The following is an 18,851-nucleotide window of genomic DNA, read 5'->3' as shown; positions in this document are numbered from 1 at the left end:
AACGCCTCCGCACCCCCGTGCGCGGCGGGCATGAGCCTCACCCGAGCAGCTTGCGGGCGGCCTGCTCGATCTCGTCCTCCGACAACAGCACGTGGTGTGCGGCCTCGCCCAGCGGCACGAAGCTGTCGGACGACGTCACCCGGGCGATCTGCCCGGAGAAGCCCGCGTCGAGCAGCTCGGTCATGACCCCCTCGGAGACCCCGCCGGTGCGCCGTGTCTCGTCGGCGACCAGCACCTTGCCGGTCAGCTCCGCCGCCCGGATCAGGTCGTCCACCGGCAGCGGCGACAGCCAGCGCAGGTCGAGCACCCGGCAGCCGTAGCCCTCCTGGGTGAGCCGGACGGCGGCACGCAGGCTCATCCGCAGCCCGTTGCCGAAGGTCACGATCGTCAGGTCGCGCCCGTCGCCGTAGGAGCGCGCCCGCCCGATCGGCACGTGCGTCTCGCTCCAGCGCGCGGGCGGCACGTACGGCGCCAGCCAGCCGCCGTCGCCTTCCTCGAACAGGTCCTTGGTGTTGTAGAGCGCGATCGGCTCCAGGAACACGCAGACCGACCCCTCGGTGCGGGCGGCGGCCAGGCAGGTGCGCAGCATCGCCGCGGCGTCGTCGGGCCGCGCCGGCGAGGCGATGACCACGCCCGGGATGTCGCGCAGCGCACCGACGGCGTTGTCGTTGTGGAAGTGGCCGCCGAACCCCTTCTGGTAGGCGTAGCCGGCCACCCTGACCACCATCGGGTTGACGTACGCGCCCTGCGAGAAGAACCGCTGCGTGGCCGCCTCGCCGCGGATCTGGTCGAGCGCGTTGTGCAGGTAGGCCAGGTACTGGATCTCCGGCACCGGCAGCATGCCGGACACCGCCGAGCCGAGCGCCAGCCCGAGGATCGCCTGCTCGTCGAGGTGGGTGTCGAAGACGCGCCCCGGGCCGAACCTCTTCTGCAGGCCCCGCGTCACCCCGTAGACGCCGCCCTTCTTGGCCACGTCCTCGCCGAAGACCATCATCTCCGGGTGGACCGCCATGGCGTCGGCCAGCGTGCGGTTGATCGACTGGGAGAGCGTCATCGGCTTGTCGGCCTCGGGCAGGGACCCGGCGAACGCCTTCTCCCTGACCGCGGCCTCGGCGGCGACGGGGGCGATCTTGGCGATCATGTCGGGTCGCCTGGGCGCCAGCGGCCGCATGACCTCCTCGGCCGAGCCCAGCCGGGGCCGGCGGGTGGACTCCAGGGCCAGGCGCAGCACGTGCTCACGCGCCGACTCGTAGGAGCGCAGCAGCTCCTCCGGCGTGATCAGCCCGGCCGCCACGAGCATGCGGGCGGTGCCCACCAGCGGGTCGCGTTCCAGATCCGCGCGCAGCTCCCGCTGCGTGCGGTAGGCCGACTCGACGTCGGAGCCGGCGTGCCCCATCAGCCGGACGGTCGACAGGTGCAGGAACGCGGGGGAGCGGCGCGTGCGCACGTGCTCCACGGCCCGCACGGCCGCGGCGTAGGAGTCGGCGAGGTCGCAGCCGTCGGCGGAGAAGTACTCGATGCCCGGCCGCCGGGCAGCCGCCTCCACCCAGCCCCTGGGGGTGCGCACGCTGATGCCGATGCCGTTGTCCTCGCACACGAACAGGATCGGCATCGCCTGCCCCTGGTAGGTGGCGTAGGCGGCGGTGTTGAGACCGGTCAGCGCCGTCGCGTGGTTGACCGAGGCGTCGCCGAAGCTGCAGACCACGACCGCGTCGCGGGGCCAGGGCGACCTGAGGTCCAGCGCGCGGGCCCGCTCGATGGCGAAGGCCACGCCCACCGCGCGCGGCAGGTGGCTGGCGATCGTCGAGGTCTGCGGGATGACCGCCAGGTCGGGGTGGCCGAACACCTTGTGCCGGCCGCCCGCGATCGGCTCCTCGGTCGAGGCCGCCAGGCCCATCAGCACGTCGCGCAGCCCCTCGTCGGGCAGCCGCCCGGCCTGCTCCGAGCGCGTCAGGTAGAACGCGCCCGAACGGTAGTGCAGCAGCGCCGGATCGGTGGGCCGCAACGCGGCGGCGACGGCGGCGTTGCCCTCGTGGCCGGCCGAGCCGATCGTGTAGAAACCCTCGCCCTGCCCCCGCAGCCAGCGGGCCGCGATGTCGAGCAGCCGGCTGTCCGTCTGGCGCTGGAACAGCGTGCGGCACAAGTCGCCGGTCAGCGGCCCTCCTTCGCGAAGAGGACGGCCGGGATCACGGGCCGCGCCCGCCTCCAGCGTCGTGACCGCCTGGATGAAGTGAGTCTCAACTGTGTCGCGCGCCACAAGCCCGATTATGTCCTCCTGGAACCGCCCGCGTCTCCCCGTCGGCGCGGACATGTTCTGGACCGGTCCGATTAACCCAGTTCCATGGCAACTTGTCAGAATTCTGAACCTTTAGGGGGATTTTGGCGTCTACTGGGGTGTATTACGTGGCACCCTCACTGCCGCGTTGAACCACTGGGGTCTGCTGAAAGGAACCCGGAATGTTACAACGCACGCACGCGGCCGCCATCGCCATCGCGATGGGCGCCGCGACACTCGTCATGGCGCCGCCCGCGTCGGCGGCCCAGGCGCCGAGCATCTCGAAGGTGAGCGTGAGTCCCGCGTCGCCCGTCGTCTTCGACAAGCCCGTCACGGCGACGTTCACCTTCACCACCAAGGCCGCCGGCAAGGCCGAGCTCCAGCTCAAGGCCCCCGGCCAGATGAGCGTCGGCACCCCCGTCGAGCTCAAGCCGTCCCCCCACGGCCAGTGGACCAAGTGGACCGGCACCAGGACCTTCGACGCCAAGGACGCCGGCAGGTGGAACCTGCTCGCCATCGCCCACGGCGACGGTGAGAAGTCCGCCAACGGCACGTTCGAGGTCAGGAAGGCCCTCGACACCAAGGTCGCCGACTTCGACGCCGACCCCGACAGCGTCGTCCGGGGCGAGCGCCTGCGCCTGTCCGGCCGCCTCCTCGCCGAGGGCAGGGGCTATGACGGCCAGACCGTCACCCTGACCTTCCGCGAGAAGGGCACCGACGCCTACCGGCACGTCGCCAAGGTCGAGACCGGCCGCGGCGGCTGGTTCGGCGCCCGGGTGAAGGCCGAGGCCACCGGCTGGTGGCGGGCCGAGTTCGCCGGCAACGCCGCCGCCCGCGGCTCCGTCAGCGACACCGACCGGGTCGACGTCAGGCGCGGCGACCGCGACAGCCGGATCACCGGCTTCGACGCCCGCCCCGAGCCGATCGACAAGGGCGATCGGCTCCGCCTCTCCGGCACCCTGCAGGTCGACGGCGGGCACGCCCTGCCCGGCCAGCGGGTCGACATCCTCTTCAAGGCCACCGGCTCCAGCCGGTGGGAGCGCGTCACCGGTGACGTGACCGGCCGCGACGGCCGTTTCTGGGCGTCGGCCACCGCCCAGGAGTCGGGCTGGTGGCGCGCGGTGTACCGGGGCACCCGGGGCGTCGACGGCACCAGCAGCGGCTCCGACTGGGTGCGCGTCGTCACGCCCGCCCCGCCGGCCAAGGCCGACACCCGCGTCATCTCCTTCAACGCCTCACCGGAGCCCGTCAAGCGCGGCAAGTACCTGAGGTTCAAGGGCTGGCTGCAGGTGGACGACGAAGGCGCCTGGGAGGGGTACGAGGGCAAGGTCCAGCTCTGGTTCAAGGCCGCCGGGACGCGTACGTGGAAGTACGTGAAGACCACCTGGTCGAACGACGACGGCAAGCTGGGGACCAAGACCAAGGCGTCGAGGTCGGGCACCTGGAAGTTCGTCTTCCGCGGTGACGACGACACCAACGGCGACCACAGCCGCACGGACTACGTCCGCGTCAAGCGGTAACCACCCCGCACAGCACAGAGGCCCGGGACGGCGTCCCGGGCCTCTGTCACGCGTCAGGCCTGCGCGGGCACCTTGGCTCCCAGGCTGATGAGCATGGACTTGATGTCGCTCATCCCGGTCTTGAGATCGGCGACGTCGCTCTTGAGCCCGGCGATGTCACCCTCGACCTTCTCGAACCGCGCGTCGATCCGCTCGAACTGCGCGTCGATCTGCGCGAACCGTGTGTCGATCCGCTCGAACTGCGCGTCGATCTGCTCGAACCGTGTGTCGATCTGTTCGAACCGCGCGTCGATCCGGTCGAGGCGCTGCTCTATCTTCTCGAACCGGGCGTCCATCTGGTCGAGGCGCTGTTCGACCTTCTCGAACCGGGCGTCCATCTGGTCGAGGCGGTGCTCCACCTTCTCGAACCGGCCGTCCATCTGGACGAGCCGGTGCTCCACCTTCTCGAACCGGCCGTCGATCCGCTGGAAGCCGCGTGTCATCTCGGCACGCGTGTCGGTGATCCGGCCGTCCAGCATGGTGAAGCGCCGGTCGAGCCGGTCGGTGATGTTCCTCCCCACGGTGTCGACGCGGTCGTGCAGAGAGGTGAACCGTTCGGCGACGGTGATGCCAGGCATGCCACTCAGGCTATTCGTCTCGAGAGCCGCGACCCGAGTCTTCAGGTCGATGACTTCCGCTTCGAGGTCAAGCATTGGGCGTTCCTTTCAGGGGGGATGTACGCCTGCAGCAAGAGAAAACTACAGCACGTAGTCACCTCGTCGCACACCGAGTTCGAAAATGTGTGCCCCTGTCAGTCCGCCCGCTTGAACTGTGCGATCGCGACCCCCAGCAGCACCGCCCCGAGCGCCGCCACCAGGCCCGCCTCCAGGGCCACCGGCACCTCGAAGGAGCCCCACCGGACCCCCGGGTTGAGCACCGCCTCGGCCTGCGGCGCGACGTCCAGGTGGGCGAACACCGCCTGCCGCATCGGGTCCACGGCGTACGTCATCGGGTTCACCACGGTCAGGAGGTGCAGCCACGACGGCAGCCCGGCCAGCGGGAACATCGCCCCTGACAAGAACATCATCGGCATGATCGCCATCTGCATCAGCCCGAAGAACGTCTGCATGTTCCGCATCCGGGCGGCCAGCGTCACGCCGAAGGCGGTGATCGTGAAGGCGGCCAGGAACATCTCGGCCAGCAGCGTCAGCATCAGCGACGGCGCGTACGGCACGCCCACCAGTCCCGCCATGGCCAGGATGACGACGCCCTGCCCGGTGGCGACCAGCGCGCCGCCGAGGCACTTGCCCACCACGATGGCCCCGCGCGAGACCGGCGCGACCAGCATCTCGCGCAGGAATCCGAACTCGCGGTCCCACACGATCGAGCCGGCCGAGAACATGCCCGTCATGATCACCGTCATGGAGATCATCCCCGGGTACATGAAGGTCCGGAAGTCGACGCCGGGGATCGAGTTCTTCACGAGCGAGCCCAGCCCGGTCCCCATGACGAACAGCCAGAGCACCGGCTGCAGCAGCATGGAGGCCATGCGCGTGCGGTCGTTGACGAAGCGCAGCATCTCCCGGTGCAGCACCACCTTGACCGCCCGGAGGTCGTGCGCCGGGCCGCGCGCCGCCACCCGCACCCCGACCGGCCGCGGCCCAGGGGCCGCACCCATGGCCGCACCCGTGGCCGCTGCCGCGGTCGCCTCCGTGGTGGCCGCGCCCGTGCCGTCGGTCCGTTCCGCCATCGCTACCTCCTCGCCATCGTGCGCATCCACGCCATGCCGTCGCCGGACTCGGCGTCGCGGATCGTGGAACCGGTGTGGGCCATGAACACGTCGTCGAGCGAGGGCCGCGACACGCTCACCGAGGTGATCGGCATGCCCAGCTCGGCGAACAGCCGCGGCACGAACCGCTCGCCGGACGCCACGGCGAACGTCACCGCGCCCTCCCGCACCGCCGCCTCGATCCCGAACCTGTCCCGCAGCGCCTCGATCGCCGCGGTGTCGTCACCGGTGTGGATCTGCACGCGGTCCTCCCCGACGCCGGCCTTCAGCTCCTCCGGCGAGTCGATCACGACGATCTCGCCGTGGTCGATGATCGCGATCCGGTCGCAGTACTCGGCCTCGTCCATGTAGTGGGTCGTCATGAAGATCGTGATGTCCTCGGTGCGCCGCAGCTCGTTGATGTAGCCCCAGATGGCCGCGCGTGTCTGCGGGTCGAGGCCGACGGTCGGCTCGTCGAGGAAGAGCACCCTGGGGGAGTGCAGCAGGCCCCGGGCGATCTCCAGCCGCCGCTTCATGCCGCCGGAGAACGTCATGACCTTGGCGTCCTTGCGGTCCCAGAGCGCGACCATCTCCATCACCCACCTGATGCGCTCGCCCATCACGCTCCTGGGCACGCCATACAGCTCGGCGTGGAAGCGGAGGTTCTGCTCGGCGCTCAGGTAGCCGTCAAGCGTCGGGTCCTGGAACACCAGCCCGATGTTGCGGCGCACCTCGTCGCGCCGGGTCACCACGTCGTGGCCGGCGACCGTCGCGCTGCCACCGGTGGGCTCCACCAGCGTGCACAGCATCCCGATCGTCGTGGTCTTGCCGGCGCCGTTCGGGCCGAGGAAGCCGAACACCTCGCCCGGCGCCACCTCGAAGCTCACGCCCTTGACGGCATCGACCTTGCCGTAGGTCTTGGTCAGGTCGCGGACGGTTACCGCCGCCTGTTCACCCATTCAGTCCTCCGCCAGGATGTGGAAGAACGACCTGCGCGTCTCGCGCAGCAGTCGTTTGGCCTCGGCGACCTGCCGGTCGTTGGCCGTGTGGGTCAGCAGCACGAACGCCTCGCCGAGCTGGCCCCACAGCTGCCGCAACTCGTGCCGGTCCTCGGGGATGGTGCGGGCCACCTCGTCCCACGGGGCGGGGTCGCCGCGGTGCCGGGCGGCGTGCTCCCGGCCCTGTTCGGTGAGCCGGTACGTACGGCTGCCGCCCGACTCGTCACCCGTGACCAGACCCTCGTCCTCGAGCTGCTGGAGCGCGGGGTAGACCGAGCCGGGGCTGGGCCGCCACACGCCGCGGCTGCGGACGTCGACCTCCTGGATCATCCGGTAGCCGTTCGCGGGCCCCTCGGCGAGCAGGCTCAGCAGCGCGGACCGCACGTCGCCCCGCCGCACCCGGGGGGCCTGGCCCTCCGCTCCGGGAGGGGGCGCCGGGGGAGCGCCGTGGCCGTGGGGATCGTGCATCTCGTCGGCCTCCAACTATCGAGATAGTGTGACGATATATCTAGATAATGGAGGCAGCAAGGCCGGGCATCAGTGTTAGTGGACGTTAACCGGGGGGAAGCCGGGCGGTCCGGCGCCCGCCGTCAGCCGGAGGCGGCCGAGGCGGCGATCGCGGCCCGCGCCATGGCGTGCAGCAGCGGGCGCATCGCCTGCGGTGACAGCTCGCCCGCGCTGTGCGGCGTCGAGTTGAGCAGCCCGAACACCGCGTGCGTCGCCGCCCGCAGCCGGGGCGGCGGGCAGGCCGGATGCAGCTCGGCCAGCACGGTCACCCATTCCTCGACGTAGAGCCGCTGCAGCCGCCTGATCTGCCGCCGCTGCGGCTCCGGCACGTTGCCCAGCTCCCGGTCGTGCACGGTGATCAGCGCCGGCTGGTCCAGGGCGAAGGTGATCTGGACGTCGAGCAGCGCGTCCAACGCCTCCTCGGGGCCCGGCTGGGGGGTGACGACGGCCACGGCGGACTCGCGCAGCCGGGAGCTGACGTCGAGCAGCATCTCGGCCAGCAGCGCCTCCTTGCCGCTGAAGTGCCGGTAGAGCGCCGGCCCGGAGACGCCGACGGCGGCCCCGATGTCCTCGATCGAGACACCGTGGAAGCCGCGGGCGGCGAACAGCGTCGCGGCGGCGGCGAGGATCTCCCCGCGCCTGTTGCCGCGGTTGCGGGTAGGGGTCCGGGCAGTCGTCACGGTCTCACATGGTAGACGGTTACGTTAATGATGACTAACATCGTCCGCATGGTGAGAGGGGAGTCATGAGCGACTGGCCCGTGCTGAAGTCGTCCGCCGACCCCGGCGGCGAGACCTTCAAGCGCAACGCCGAGCACAACGAGCGCCTCGTCGCCGAGCTGCTCGACCGGCTCGCCGCGGCCGCCCTCGGCGGCCCCGAGCGGTCGCGCCGCCGCCACGTCGAGCGCGGCAAGCTGCTGCCGCGCGACCGGGTGGACGGCCTGCTCGACCCTGGCTCGCGCTTCCTGGAGCTGTCGCCGCTGGCCGCGAACGGCCTCTACGACGACCAGGCGCCCGCCGCCGGGATCATCACCGGGGTCGGCCGGGTCTCCGGGCGCGAGTGCGTGATCGTGGCCAACGACGCCACCGTCAAGGGCGGCACCTACTACCCGGTCACCGTCAAGAAGCACCTGCGCGCACAGGAGGTGGCGCTGCACAACCACCTGCCGTGCGTCTACCTCGTCGACTCCGGCGGCGCGTTCCTGCCCAGGCAGGACGAGGTGTTCCCGGACCGCGACCACTTCGGCCGCATCTTCTACAACCAGGCCACGATGAGCGCGGCCGGCATCCCGCAGATCGCCGCCGTCCTCGGCTCGTGCACGGCCGGCGGCGCGTACGTGCCCGCCATGAGCGACGAGGCCGTCATCGTGCGCGGCCAGGGCACCATCTTCCTCGGCGGTCCGCCGCTGGTGAAGGCCGCCACCGGCGAGGAGGTCACGGCCGAGGAGCTCGGCGGCGGCGACCTGCACGCCCGGGTCAGCGGCGTCACCGACCACCTGGCCGAGGACGACGCGCACGCGCTGGCCATCGTCCGCGACATCGTCTCCACCCTCGCGCCGCGCCCCCCGCGGCCGTGGGAGACGGCCGCGCCCGAGGAGCCGCGCCACGACCCGCGCGACCTCTACGGCATCGTCCCCGCCGACACCCGCCTGCCGTACGACGTGCGCGAGGTGATCGCCCGGCTCGTGGACGGCTCGCGGTTCCTGGAGTTCAAGGCCGAGTACGGTCCGACGCTCGTCACCGGCTTCGCCCACCTGCACGGCCACCCGGTCGGCGTCGTCGCCAACAACGGCATCCTGTTCAGTGAGTCGGCGATGAAGGGGGCCCACTTCATCGAGCTGTGCGACCAGCGGGGCATCCCGCTGGTGTTCCTGCAGAACATCAGCGGTTTCATGGTCGGCAAGGCGTACGAGGCGGGCGGCATCGCCAAGCACGGCGCCAAGATGGTCACGGCGGTCTCCTGCGCCAGGGTGCCCAAGTTCACCGTGGTCATCGGCGGGTCGTTCGGCGCGGGCAACTACGCCATGGCCGGGCGGGCGTACGCACCCCGGTTCCTGTGGATGTGGCCGAACGCCCGCATCTCGGTCATGGGCGGCGAGCAGGCGGCCAACGTGCTCACCACGGTCGGTGACGCGGACGCCGACGCGATCCGCGCCCAGTACGAGCGCCAGGGCAACCCCTACTACTCCACCGCCCGGCTCTGGGACGACGGCGTCATCGACCCCCTCGACACCCGCACCGTCCTCGGCCTGGCCCTCTCCGCGGCGGCCAACGCCCCGCTCCCGCCTGTCCGCTACGGCGTTTTCCGGATGTGACGCGATCATGGCTCCTTCGATGTTCGACACCGTGCTCGTCGCCAACCGGGGCGAGATCGCCGTCCGGATCATCCGCACCCTGCGCCGGCTCGGCATCACCGCGGTGGCCGTGCACACGGCCGCCGACGCCGACGCGCGGCACGTCCGCGACGCCGACCTGTCCCTCCAGATCCCGAAATATCTGGACATCGAGGCGATCGTGGCGGCAGCCCACGCCGCCGAAGCGCAGGCCGTCCACCCCGGCTACGGGTTCCTCGCCGAGAACGCGGCGTTCGCCCGCCGCTGCGCCGAGGCCGGGCTGGTGTTCGTCGGCCCGCCGCCCGAGGCGATCGAGGCGATGGGCGACAAGATCCGCGCCAAGGCCACCGTGTCGGCCGCCGGCGTCCCGGTCGTGCCCGGCGGCGCCGAGCCCGGCGACTCCCTCGCGTCGTGGACCGACTTCCCCGCCCTGATCAAGCCCTCGGCGGGAGGCGGCGGCAAGGGGATGGTGCTGGTCCGCGCAGCCGCCGAGCTGCCCGCGGCGCTGGAGTCGGCCCGCCGCACGGCCCTGGCCGCGTTCGGCGACGGCACGCTGCTCATCGAGCGCTACGTCGCCGACCCCCGGCACATCGAGATCCAGGTGCTGGCCGACGCCCACGGCAACGCCGTCCACCTCGGCGAACGCGAGTGCAGCCTGCAACGACGGCACCAGAAGATCGTCGAGGAGGCCCCATCGCCGTTCGTGACCGAGGAGACACGCGCCCGGATGGGCGCCGCGGCGGTGGAGGCGGCCCGCGCCGTCGGCTACACGGGGGCGGGCACGGTCGAGTTCATCGTCGACGGCACGACCGGCGCCCACCACTTCATGGAGATGAACACCCGCCTGCAGGTGGAGCATCCGGTCACCGAGCTCGTCACCGGCCTCGACCTGGTGGAGCTGCAGCTCCGGGTCGCGGCGGGCGAGCCGCTGCCGTTCGCCCAGGACGACGTGCGGCTGACCGGGCACGCGGCGGAGGCGCGCGTCTACGCCGAGGACCCGGCCCGCGGATTCCTGCCGACAGGCGGCCGGATCCTCGCGCTGCGCGAGCCGGCCGGCGCGGCCACGGCCGAGCCCGGCGTCCGCGTCGACTCCGGGGTGGCCGAGGGCGGGGTCGTGGGCAGCGAGTTCGACCCCATGCTGGCCAAGGTGATCGCCTGGGCGCCCACCCGGGAGGCGGCGCTGCGCCGCCTCGACCGGGCCCTCGCCGACACCGCCGTGCTCGGCGTCACCACGAACATCCCGTTCCTGCGCGCCCTCCTCGCCCACCCGGCGGTGCGGGCGGGCGAGCTGGACACCGGGCTGGTCGAGCGGATCCTGCCCGACCTCGTCCCGGGCACGCAGGTGCCCCGCGAGGTACTGGCCGCCGCCGCCCTCGTCTTCCACGCGCTGCCCCAGGGCGGCGACCCGTGGGAGGTCACCGACGGCTGGCGGGTCGGGGCGCCGGCATGGACGACGTGGCGGCTGGAGACCCGCGACGGCGTGCACGCCGTCCAGGTACGCGGCCTGCCGCACCGCACGGCCGAGGTACGCGTCCTCGGGGACGCCGCCGCCTCCGGCGTGTCGGCCACGGACCCGGCGCTCAGCGGCCAACCGGCGGATCCGCCCGTTCCCGCCCGGATCCGGCAGGACGGCTCCCTCCTGGCCGTCACCCTCGCCGGCCGCACCACGCAGTACGACCGGGTCCGTCACGGCGACACGCTCTGGCTCGGCAGGGACGGTGCGGCCTGGGCCGTCACCCGCCACCTCATCGGCGACCCGGGCGATCGGCCCGGCGCGGCCGGGGCGGGCGACGGCGTGGTGCGCAGCCCCATGCCCGGCACCGTCCTCGTGGTCAAGGCCCAGGCGGGCGACCGGGTGGACGAGGGACAGCCGCTGCTCATCGTGGAGGCGATGAAGATGGAGCACACCGTCACCGCGCCGGTCGCCGGCGTGGTCGCCGAGCTGCTCGTCCAGGCGGGCCGGCCGGTCGACATGGACGCCGTCCTCGCCGTCGTCACCCCCGCCGCCGTCACCCCCGCCGGCACCATCCCCGCCGGCACCGGAGAGGAGGGCTGAGATGCGCCGCCCGTACCCGATGGAAGGGCTCCCGCAGCACGTCACGGTCTACGAGGTCGGCCCGCGCGACGGCCTGCAGAACGAGCCGGCGACCGTGCCCGCCGAGGTGAAGGCGGAGTTCATCTCCCGCCTGGCCGACGCCGGGCACAAGGTGATCGAGGCGACCAGCTTCGTCCACCCCCGGTGGGTGCCGCAGCTCGCCGACGCCGACGAGCTGCTCGGCCGGCTCGACCGCAGGCCGGGCGTGCGCTACCCGGTCCTCGTGCCGAACGAGCGCGGCCTGGACCGGGCGCTGGCGCACGGCGTGGCCGAGATCGCGGTGTTCGCCAGCGCCACCGAGACGTTCGCCGCCAAGAACCTCAACCGCAGCCTGGAGAGCCAGTTCGACATGTTCGAGCCGGTCGTGGCCCGCGCGCTGGAGGCGGGGGTGCGGGTCCGGGCGTACGTGTCGATGTGCTTCGGCGACCCGTGGGAAGGGCCGACGCCCGTATCCCAGGTGGTCTCCGTCGGGCGGCGCCTGCTCGGGCTCGGCTGCTACGAGCTGTCGCTCGGCGACACCATCGGCGTCGCCACGCCGGGCCACGTGACCGAGCTGATCGAGGCGTTCGACGCCACCGACCGGCTCGCCGTGCACTTCCACGACACCTACGGCCAGGCCCTCGCCAACACGCTGGCCGCGCTCCAGGCGGGCGTCACCACCGTCGACGCCTCCACGGGCGGCATCGGCGGCTGCCCGTACGCCGAGTCGGCCACCGGCAACCTCGCCACCGAAGACCTCGTCTGGATGCTGCACGGCCTGGGCATCGAGACCGGCCTCGACCTCGACAGGCTCGTGGCCACCAGCACCTGGCTGGCCGGCCTGCTCGGCCGCCCCAGCCCGTCCCGCGTCGTCCAGGCCCTGTCGAAAGGCTGACCACCCATGCTCACCTCCGAGTACGAAGAGCTGCGCAAGACCGTCGAGGCGTTCGCCCGCGACGTCGTCGCCCCCGTGATCGGCGACTACTACGAGCGCGAGGAGTTCCCGTACGACATCGTGCGGCAGATGGGCGCGATGGGCCTGTTCGGGCTGCCGCTGCCCGAGGAGTACGGCGGCATGGGCGGCGACTACTTCGCGCTCTGCCTGGCCCTGGAGGAACTGGCCCGCGTCGACTCCAGCGTGGCGATCACGCTGGAGGCCGCCGTGTCGCTCGGCGCGATGCCGATCTACCGCTACGGCACGCCGGCCCAGCGCGAGGAGTGGCTGCCCCGGCTGGCCACGGGCGAACTGCTGGGCGCCTTCGGCCTGACCGAGCCCGGCGGCGGCTCCGACGTGCCCGGCGGCATGCGCACCACGGCCGTGCTGGACGGCGACGAGTGGGTGATCAACGGGACGAAGGCGTTCATCACCAACTCCGGCACCGACATCACCGGCGTGGTCGCCGTGGCCGCGCTCACCGGCGACCGGGAGATCTCCACGATCCTGGTGCCGAGCGGCACCCCGGGCTTCACGGTGTCGAAGAAGTACTCCAAGGTCGGCTGGAACGCCTCCGACACCAGGGAGCTGTCCTTCGCCGACTGCCGCGTGCCCGCCGCCCATCTGCTGGGCGAGCGCGGCCGCGGCTACGCGCAGTTCCTGCGGACCCTCGACGAGGGCCGCGTCGCGATCGCCGCCCTGGGCGTCGGCCTGGCGCAGGGCTGCGTGGACGAGTGCGTGCGCTACGTCAGGGACCGCAAGGCGTTCGGCCACCCGATCGGCCACTACCAGGCCATCCAGTTCAAGATCGCCGACATGGAGGCCCGCGCCCACACCGCCCGCCTGGCCTACTACCACGCGGCCGAGAAGCTGGTGGCCGGGCAGGCGTTCAAGAAGGAGGCGGCCATCGCCAAGCTCGTCTCCTCCAACGCCGCCATGGACAACGCGCGTGACGCGACGCAGATCTTCGGCGGCTACGGGTTCATGAACGAGTTCGCGGTCGGCCGCTTCTACCGCGACGCCAAGATCCTGGAGATCGGCGAGGGCACCAGCGAGGTCCAGCGCATGCTCATCGCCCGCCAGCTCGGCCTCGGCGACCTCTGACCCGTCCCGCTAGGCGGACCACCAGCGGCTCAGCTGGGCCAGCACCGGCTCGGAGAGCCAGTTGACGACGAACCCGAGCACGAACGCCAGGACGAGGAAGACGACCTGCTGGACGAGGCCCGAACGCCGGTGGCCCGCGAACTGGCGGCGCAGCGCGGTGTTGAGGGCCTCGACCTGTTCGGGGGACAGGGAGGCCAGCCGTTCCTGGTGGTCCACCTGCGCGCTGAGCTGCTGCAGCGCGTCCAGCCGCTCCTCGAGATAGCGCTCCAGGTCGCGTGAGACGATCTGCGCCTCGCGGACCATGTTCTGCAGGCCCTTCGCCCGTTCGGTCAGGACGAGCTCACGGCGTCTGACGCGGTTCCTGCGCCGGGCCAGCAGCGACGAGACCCCGCTGGTCACCCCCCACACCGATCCGCCGACGACCACGATGCCTGCCGGGAGTCCGAGAGCGACCCACCAGTAGTAACGGTCCAGCAGCTGGTCCAACGCCGGGCCTTCGGAGGGCGTACCCGTCAGCCCCGCCACGAGGCCGATGAGGCCGGGAGCGACGACGATGAACCATCCGGCGAGGCCGCCCAGGATCCATCCCGCCGAGATGTCGTCGTCGGCGGGCGTCCGGCTCGCCTGCTGCGAGTCCGCGGCGGACGAGGGGCCCTCCGCCGGGCCCTCGTCCACCCCGCCGTCATCCCCGGGGGGCGCTGTCGTCACGCCTTCAGGATGAAACCGGACCGCCCCGCGGACAAGCCCCGGACGGTGACCCCGGCAGGGCGCGGTCGAACCAGAGGACGTGGGCGCCGTCGAAGGGGGTCTCACGGTGCCCGACGGCGGCCAGCAGCCGGCGGGCCGTCTCCTGCGCCCGGGCCACCACGTCGGCCGGGTAGCCGAGGGTGACCTGATGCTCGGCGAACTCGTCCTCGTCGTCGAGCAGCAGCCTGCCGTCGCGCATCAGGATCACGTCGAGGTCCAGGTCGACCATGGTGACCTCGCCGCCACGCCACAGCGGGACCGTCGTGACGTCCACGTACACCTCGAACGGGTGCGGCGGCGTGTGGAACGTGGCCGTCCACCAGCCGTCGCGGGGGAACAGCATGACGATCGCCGTCTCCCAGGGGACCGGCGGCTCCGCGCCCTTGCTGGCGAGCGTGCCGGCGGGGACCGACACCCAGGCGCCGTGGTCGTCCTCGCCGAGGAGCGTGCCGGGATGGTTCCAGTGCAGCGCGCCGCCGTACTTCGTGTACACCACCTTGATCTGGGTCACGCGGGCACGCTACCGAACCCCGCCGCGGCCGGTCGCGCCGATTTCGGGGCGGAGGTATCACGCCCGGACTCCCGCGCGTAACCCGTACGCCATCGGGCGCGGCCGATCCTGTCGGGGCCGGATGGCATCCTTGTGGGCGTGACGACGCACATGGTGAGCCCGGTGTTCGCCGGCCGGGGCGGCGAGCTGGCCGCGCTCGGCGAGGCGCTGGCCCGCGCGCGGGCGGGCGCCGCCGCCACCGTGCTCGTCGGCGGGGAGGCCGGCGTCGGCAAGACTCGGCTGGTCCACGAGTTCGAGCAGCGCGCCGACGGCGTCCTGGTGCTCGTCGGCGGCTGCCTGGAGCTCGGCACCGACGGCCTGCCGTTCGCGCCGTTCAGCGCCGTCCTGCGCGGCCTGGTGCGCGGCCGCGGCCGTGACGGCGTCACCGCGCTCGTGCCGGGCGGCCACACCCGGGGGCTCGCCCGGCTGCTGCCGGAGTTCGGCGAGCCCGACAAGGACGGCCCCGAGGCGCGCGCCCGGCTGTTCGAGCAGATGCTCGGCCTGCTGGAGCGGCTCGCCGAGGACCAGCCGACGGTGCTCGTCATCGAGGACGCCCACTGGGCCGACCGCTCGACCCGCGACCTGCTGTCGTTCCTGGTGCGCTACCAGCGCTCCGACGCGCGGCTGCTGATCCTCGTCACCTACCGGTCCGACGAGCTGCACCGCACCCACCCGCTGCGCCCGCTGCTCGCCGAGCTTGGGCGGGTCGGCTGGGTGAGCAGGCTGGAGCTGCGCCGGCTCACCCGCCGCGAGGTGGTCGCGCAGGCGACCGGCATCCTCGACCGCGAGCCGTCCGCCGCCGACATCGAGCTGATCTACGAGCGCAGCGAGGGCAACCCGCTGTTCGTCGAGGTGCTGCTGGGCGAGACCGGCGGCGACACGCTGCCCGAGTCGCTGCGCGACCTGCTGCTCGCCAAGGTCGAGCGGCTGCCCGAGGAGACCCAGGAGCTGCTGCGCGTGGCCAGCGCGGGAGGCCAGCGCATCGAGCACGCCCTGCTCACCGCCGTCAGCGGCCTCGACGACGGAGCCCTGTCCCAGGCGCTGCGCCCCGCGGTCGCCGGCAACGTCCTCGTGGTCGACGGCGAGGGCTACGCGTTCCGCCACGCGCTCATCCGCGAAGCCCTCCACGACGACCTGCTGCCGGGCGAGCACACCCGCCTGCACACCCGCTTCGCCGAGGCCATCGAACGCCACCCGTCCCTGCTGCCCGAGCCGCGCGGCGCGATCGAGCTGGCCCACCACTGGCACGCCGCCCACGACGCCACCTCGGCGCTCGTCAGCGCCTGGAAGGCCGCCGCCGCCGCGCGCAGGTCAGCCGCCTATGGTGAGCAGCTGCGGATGCTGTCCCGGGTGCTGGAGCTGTGGAGTCAGGTGCCCGACGCGGCGGCGCGCATCGGGTGCGCGCACGTCGACGTGCTGGGGCAGGCCGCCACGGTCGCCCACCTGGCGGGCGAGTTCGAGCGCGGCATCGCCCTGGCCGGTGCCGCGATGGCCGAGGTCGACCCCGACGCCGACCCGATCAGGGCCGCCCGCCTGCTGCGCCGGCGCGGCGCGATCCGCTACTCGCTCGGCAGGTTCGGCTACCTCGACGACCTGCGGCAGGCCGCCGCCCTGATGGCCGACGGCGGGCCGCTCAAGCTGCGCGCCCAGGTGCTGGAGAACCTCGCGCGGGTGCTGCACGACCCCGACGTGTGGCACGAGCGGATCGCCACCGCCCAGCGCGCCATCGAGCTGGCCCGCCAGGCAGGGGAGCCCGCCGTCGAGGCCAACGCCCTCATCGCGCTGACCTGGGGGCTGTGCCAGCGGTTCTCCCGGATCGACGAGGAGCTGGGCGCCTTCGCCGAGGTGCGGCGGCTCGCGCTGGCCGCCGGCGACCCCAACGCCCTCATGGGCAGCGCCATCTCCGAGTCCGACGTGCTGGAGGGCGCCGGCCGGCACGAGAGGGCGGCCGGGGTGGCGCGCGAGGGCATCGCCGAAGCCGAACGGCAGGGCCTGGTGCGCACCTCGGGCACCTTCCTGGCGATCAACCTCGCCGAGCCGCTGGTGTCGCTCGGTCGCTGGGACGAGGCGCTGGAGGTCATCGACCGGGCCCTCGACCACGTCCCGCCGCCGCCCACCCAGGCGAGCCTGCAGGGGTTCGCCACCGACATCGCGCTGGCCCGCGGGCAGCTCGACCGGGCGGAGGAGCTCCACGAGACCGCCCGCCGCATCCTGTCGCGCGGCGCCTTCCGTGCCCAGAACCTCCTGCCGCACGCCTGCCGGGAGGTCGCGCTGCTGGTCGCCCGGGGCCGCGTGGACGAGGCGCGGGAGGCGGCCGAGCGCACGCTGCGCGAGCAGGACTTCATGGTCAGCGCGCGCTACTCGTGGCCGGCGCTGGTGGCGTTCGCCCAACTGGGCGAGCCGCTGCTGCCGGAGCTGTGGCCGCCGGCGCGGCGGCTCGGGGTGGAGGGCGACCTGCAGCGCGCCCAGTGGCTGACCTTCACCGCCCTGACGTGGCCCGCGGCGGCGGCCGGCGCCGGGCCGGGGGCGCCGCTCGCCCTCGCCGCCGGGTCGCTTCAGGCGGTGCCACTTCAGGCGGTGCCGCTTCAGGCGGTGCCGCTCGACGTCGGGGACGGTGTCCACGCGGGGCCGCGGTCCGGGGTCGAGGCTTCGGGGCCGGGGCCTGGGGATGTCGCGGCGGGGCGGCTCATGGCGTGGGACGAGGCGGCGGCGGCCTGGGCGGCGCTCCGGCAGCCCTACTCCGAGGCCCGCGCGCTGGCGGCCGCCGCGCACGCGGCCCTCGCGCTGGGCGACCGGCAGCAGGCGGCCGACCGGCTGGCCCGCTCCCGGGAGCTCGCCGACCGGCTCGGCGCGGCGCCGCTGGTCGCCGAGCTCGACGGCACGGCCAGGCGCGCCAGGATCGTCGCCGGGGGTGGTCCGGGCACCGACGGGGCGCCGGAGGCGGTCCCCGATGCGCCGCCGCTGGGGCTGACGGCGCGGGAGCGGGAGGTGCTGCGGCTGGTGGCCGACGGGCGGAGCAACCGGGAGATCGCCGGCGAGCTGTTCATCGCGGTCAAGACCGTCAGCGTGCACGTCTCCAACATCCTGGCCAAGCTCGGCGCCGCCTCCCGAGGCGAGGCCGCCGCCACCGCCCACCGGCTGCACCTCTTCGACAGCGACGCCTAGCCTCACAAAGATCCCGAACTGACAAAGTACTACTGGGCGGCGGCGTCCTTCCGGCCCGCGGTGTTCTCCCCCTGGGCCATGGGCTGAGGTTGTATCCCGGCAACCCCTCCGTTGCTCAGCTCACCACGCCGGATTCCCACGCCCAAGCTGCGATCCCCACCCGATTCCTGACACCGAGTGTGGCGAAGATGCTGCCCAGGTGCGTCTTGACCGTCGACAGCGACACGAACGTCCTTGAGCAGGAACCCGGTGGCGCCGGAGCGCAGGGCTCCGTAGACGTACTCGTCCAGATCGAACGCCCCCTCAGACGACAGCACCTGGAAACGTGACTGGGAGCAGCTGACCGGGTGGAAACGCTGGCTGGTGGTGAAGGGGGCGCTGCACCCGTCCTTCACCGACTACGACATGCTGCTCCAGCAGCTCGGCGTGGACCTCGGCGGCGGCCTGAAGGAAACCCGCTCGATGGACATCACCCGCGAGTACGTCGCCGCCTTCTTCGACCTGCACCTGCGCGGCAAGCCGCAGCCCCTGCTGGACAAGCCATCCCCGCGCTACCCCGAGGTCCAATTCTGCGCATCGTCGGCCGAGAACTGCTGATGTGAACGCCTGTACTCCAGGCCGATGATGGGAGGCGGCCCAAGTACGCCTGAAAGGGGGCAGGTCGGCTCGTTCAGGAGAAGGAGCTGGTCAGTGGGGGTACGAGGCGGTGGGTCGAGGTGGCTGGTGACCGCCGCGACGGCTTCGGCGCCTGGTTTGCCCCCACAGCTCGGCGGGCGTGGGGCCGATCTCGGCGGCGGTGATCTCGGCCAGCGGCCGTTCGCGACCGAGCAGGGCAATGACGCGATCGAGGGCTGAGGTGTCGGCGCGGTGGATGTTGGGGTTGGCCGTGCGCGGGGGT

16 protein-coding genes are annotated in these 18,851 nt (G+C 72.5%); 8 read left to right on the top strand and 8 right to left on the bottom strand.

The features are described from left to right. Positions 1-37: 37 nt before the first annotated feature. Positions 38-2,257, bottom strand: a complete 2,220-nt coding sequence (locus FHU36_RS26760) for a thiamine pyrophosphate-dependent enzyme (RefSeq protein WP_185086572.1) — start codon at positions 2,255-2,257, stop codon at positions 38-40. Between the two features lie 200 nt (positions 2,258-2,457). On the opposite strand from FHU36_RS26760, the gene FHU36_RS26755 reads away from it, so the two are divergent. After that, positions 2,458-3,795 (top strand): hypothetical protein, encoded by a 1,338-nt coding sequence (locus FHU36_RS26755; protein WP_185086571.1) that lies wholly within the window; start codon positions 2,458-2,460, stop codon positions 3,793-3,795. A 53-nt stretch (positions 3,796-3,848) separates the two neighbouring features. On the opposite strand, the gene FHU36_RS26750 is transcribed toward FHU36_RS26755, so the two are convergent. The 5 genes from FHU36_RS26750 to FHU36_RS26730 all read right to left on the bottom strand — a co-directional run bounded on the left by FHU36_RS26750 (position 3,849) and on the right by FHU36_RS26730 (position 7,727). Then, on the bottom strand, positions 3,849-4,412 hold the full coding sequence (locus tag FHU36_RS26750; RefSeq protein WP_185086570.1) for an ATP-binding protein: 564 nt from the start codon (positions 4,410-4,412) through the stop codon (positions 3,849-3,851). A 173-nt stretch (positions 4,413-4,585) separates the two neighbouring features. Continuing rightward, on the bottom strand, positions 4,586-5,524 hold the full coding sequence (locus tag FHU36_RS26745; protein WP_246502576.1) for an ABC transporter permease: 939 nt from the start codon (positions 5,522-5,524) through the stop codon (positions 4,586-4,588). 2 nt (positions 5,525-5,526) lie between these two features. Continuing rightward, the gene (locus FHU36_RS26740) at positions 5,527-6,501 is read right to left on the bottom strand and encodes an ABC transporter ATP-binding protein (protein ID WP_185086569.1); all 975 of its coding nucleotides are present in this window, start codon (positions 6,499-6,501) and stop codon (positions 5,527-5,529) included. Then, the gene (locus FHU36_RS26735) at positions 6,502-7,008 is read right to left on the bottom strand and encodes a PadR family transcriptional regulator (protein WP_185086568.1); all 507 of its coding nucleotides are present in this window, start codon (positions 7,006-7,008) and stop codon (positions 6,502-6,504) included. It lies immediately after the preceding gene. Positions 7,009-7,130: 122 nt separating this feature from the next. Further along, the gene (locus FHU36_RS26730) at positions 7,131-7,727 is read right to left on the bottom strand and encodes an SACE_7040 family transcriptional regulator (protein WP_185086567.1); all 597 of its coding nucleotides are present in this window, start codon (positions 7,725-7,727) and stop codon (positions 7,131-7,133) included. A 65-nt stretch (positions 7,728-7,792) separates the two neighbouring features. Between FHU36_RS26730 and FHU36_RS26725 the strand changes: the two genes are divergently transcribed. Genes FHU36_RS26725 through FHU36_RS26710 form a run of 4 tightly spaced genes read left to right on the top strand, consistent with a single transcriptional unit; the run spans position 7,793 to position 13,491 of the window. Beyond that, positions 7,793-9,361: a carboxyl transferase domain-containing protein gene (locus FHU36_RS26725; RefSeq protein ID WP_185086566.1), complete on the top strand. Its 1,569-nt coding sequence runs from the start codon at positions 7,793-7,795 to the stop codon at positions 9,359-9,361. Between the two features lie 7 nt (positions 9,362-9,368). Then, positions 9,369-11,435: an acetyl/propionyl/methylcrotonyl-CoA carboxylase subunit alpha gene (locus tag FHU36_RS26720; protein ID WP_246502575.1), complete on the top strand. Its 2,067-nt coding sequence runs from the start codon at positions 9,369-9,371 to the stop codon at positions 11,433-11,435. A 1-nt stretch (position 11,436) separates the two neighbouring features. After that, a complete protein-coding gene (locus FHU36_RS26715) occupies positions 11,437-12,348 on the top strand; it encodes a hydroxymethylglutaryl-CoA lyase (protein WP_185086565.1) in 912 nt (303 codons plus the stop codon). Between the two features lie 6 nt (positions 12,349-12,354). Beyond that, a complete protein-coding gene (locus tag FHU36_RS26710) occupies positions 12,355-13,491 on the top strand; it encodes an acyl-CoA dehydrogenase family protein (RefSeq protein WP_185086564.1) in 1,137 nt (378 codons plus the stop codon). Positions 13,492-13,500: 9 nt separating this feature from the next. Here FHU36_RS26710 and FHU36_RS26705 read toward each other — a convergent pair whose 3' ends face one another. Both FHU36_RS26705 and FHU36_RS26700 read right to left on the bottom strand, forming a co-directional pair. After that, the gene (locus FHU36_RS26705; RefSeq protein ID WP_185086563.1) at positions 13,501-14,199 is read right to left on the bottom strand and encodes a hypothetical protein; all 699 of its coding nucleotides are present in this window, start codon (positions 14,197-14,199) and stop codon (positions 13,501-13,503) included. A 4-nt stretch (positions 14,200-14,203) separates the two neighbouring features. Next, on the bottom strand, positions 14,204-14,749 hold the full coding sequence (locus tag FHU36_RS26700; RefSeq protein ID WP_312891844.1) for a DUF402 domain-containing protein: 546 nt from the start codon (positions 14,747-14,749) through the stop codon (positions 14,204-14,206). Between the two features lie 138 nt (positions 14,750-14,887). Between FHU36_RS26700 and FHU36_RS26695 the strand changes: the two genes are divergently transcribed. The 3 genes from FHU36_RS26695 (at position 14,888) to FHU36_RS45865 (ending at position 18,808) form a co-directional block, all read left to right on the top strand. Continuing rightward, positions 14,888-17,953, top strand: coding sequence for a helix-turn-helix transcriptional regulator (locus tag FHU36_RS26695; RefSeq protein ID WP_312891843.1), 3,066 nt, complete (start codon positions 14,888-14,890; stop codon positions 17,951-17,953). Between the two features lie 366 nt (positions 17,954-18,319). After that, positions 18,320-18,550: a hypothetical protein gene (locus FHU36_RS26690; RefSeq protein WP_185086562.1), complete on the top strand. Its 231-nt coding sequence runs from the start codon at positions 18,320-18,322 to the stop codon at positions 18,548-18,550. A gap of 126 nt (positions 18,551-18,676) precedes the next feature. After that, the gene (locus FHU36_RS45865) at positions 18,677-18,808 is read left to right on the top strand and encodes a hypothetical protein (RefSeq protein ID WP_281394341.1); all 132 of its coding nucleotides are present in this window, start codon (positions 18,677-18,679) and stop codon (positions 18,806-18,808) included. Positions 18,809-18,851: the final 43 nt, after the last annotated feature.

It is taken from the genome of Nonomuraea muscovyensis, from assembly GCF_014207745.1.
GTDB classification, from domain to species: Bacteria; Actinomycetota; Actinomycetes; order Streptosporangiales; family Streptosporangiaceae; genus Nonomuraea; species Nonomuraea muscovyensis.
The sequence above is the reverse complement of the archived record's forward strand: the minus strand, read 5'-3'. Positions and strand labels throughout refer to the sequence as shown.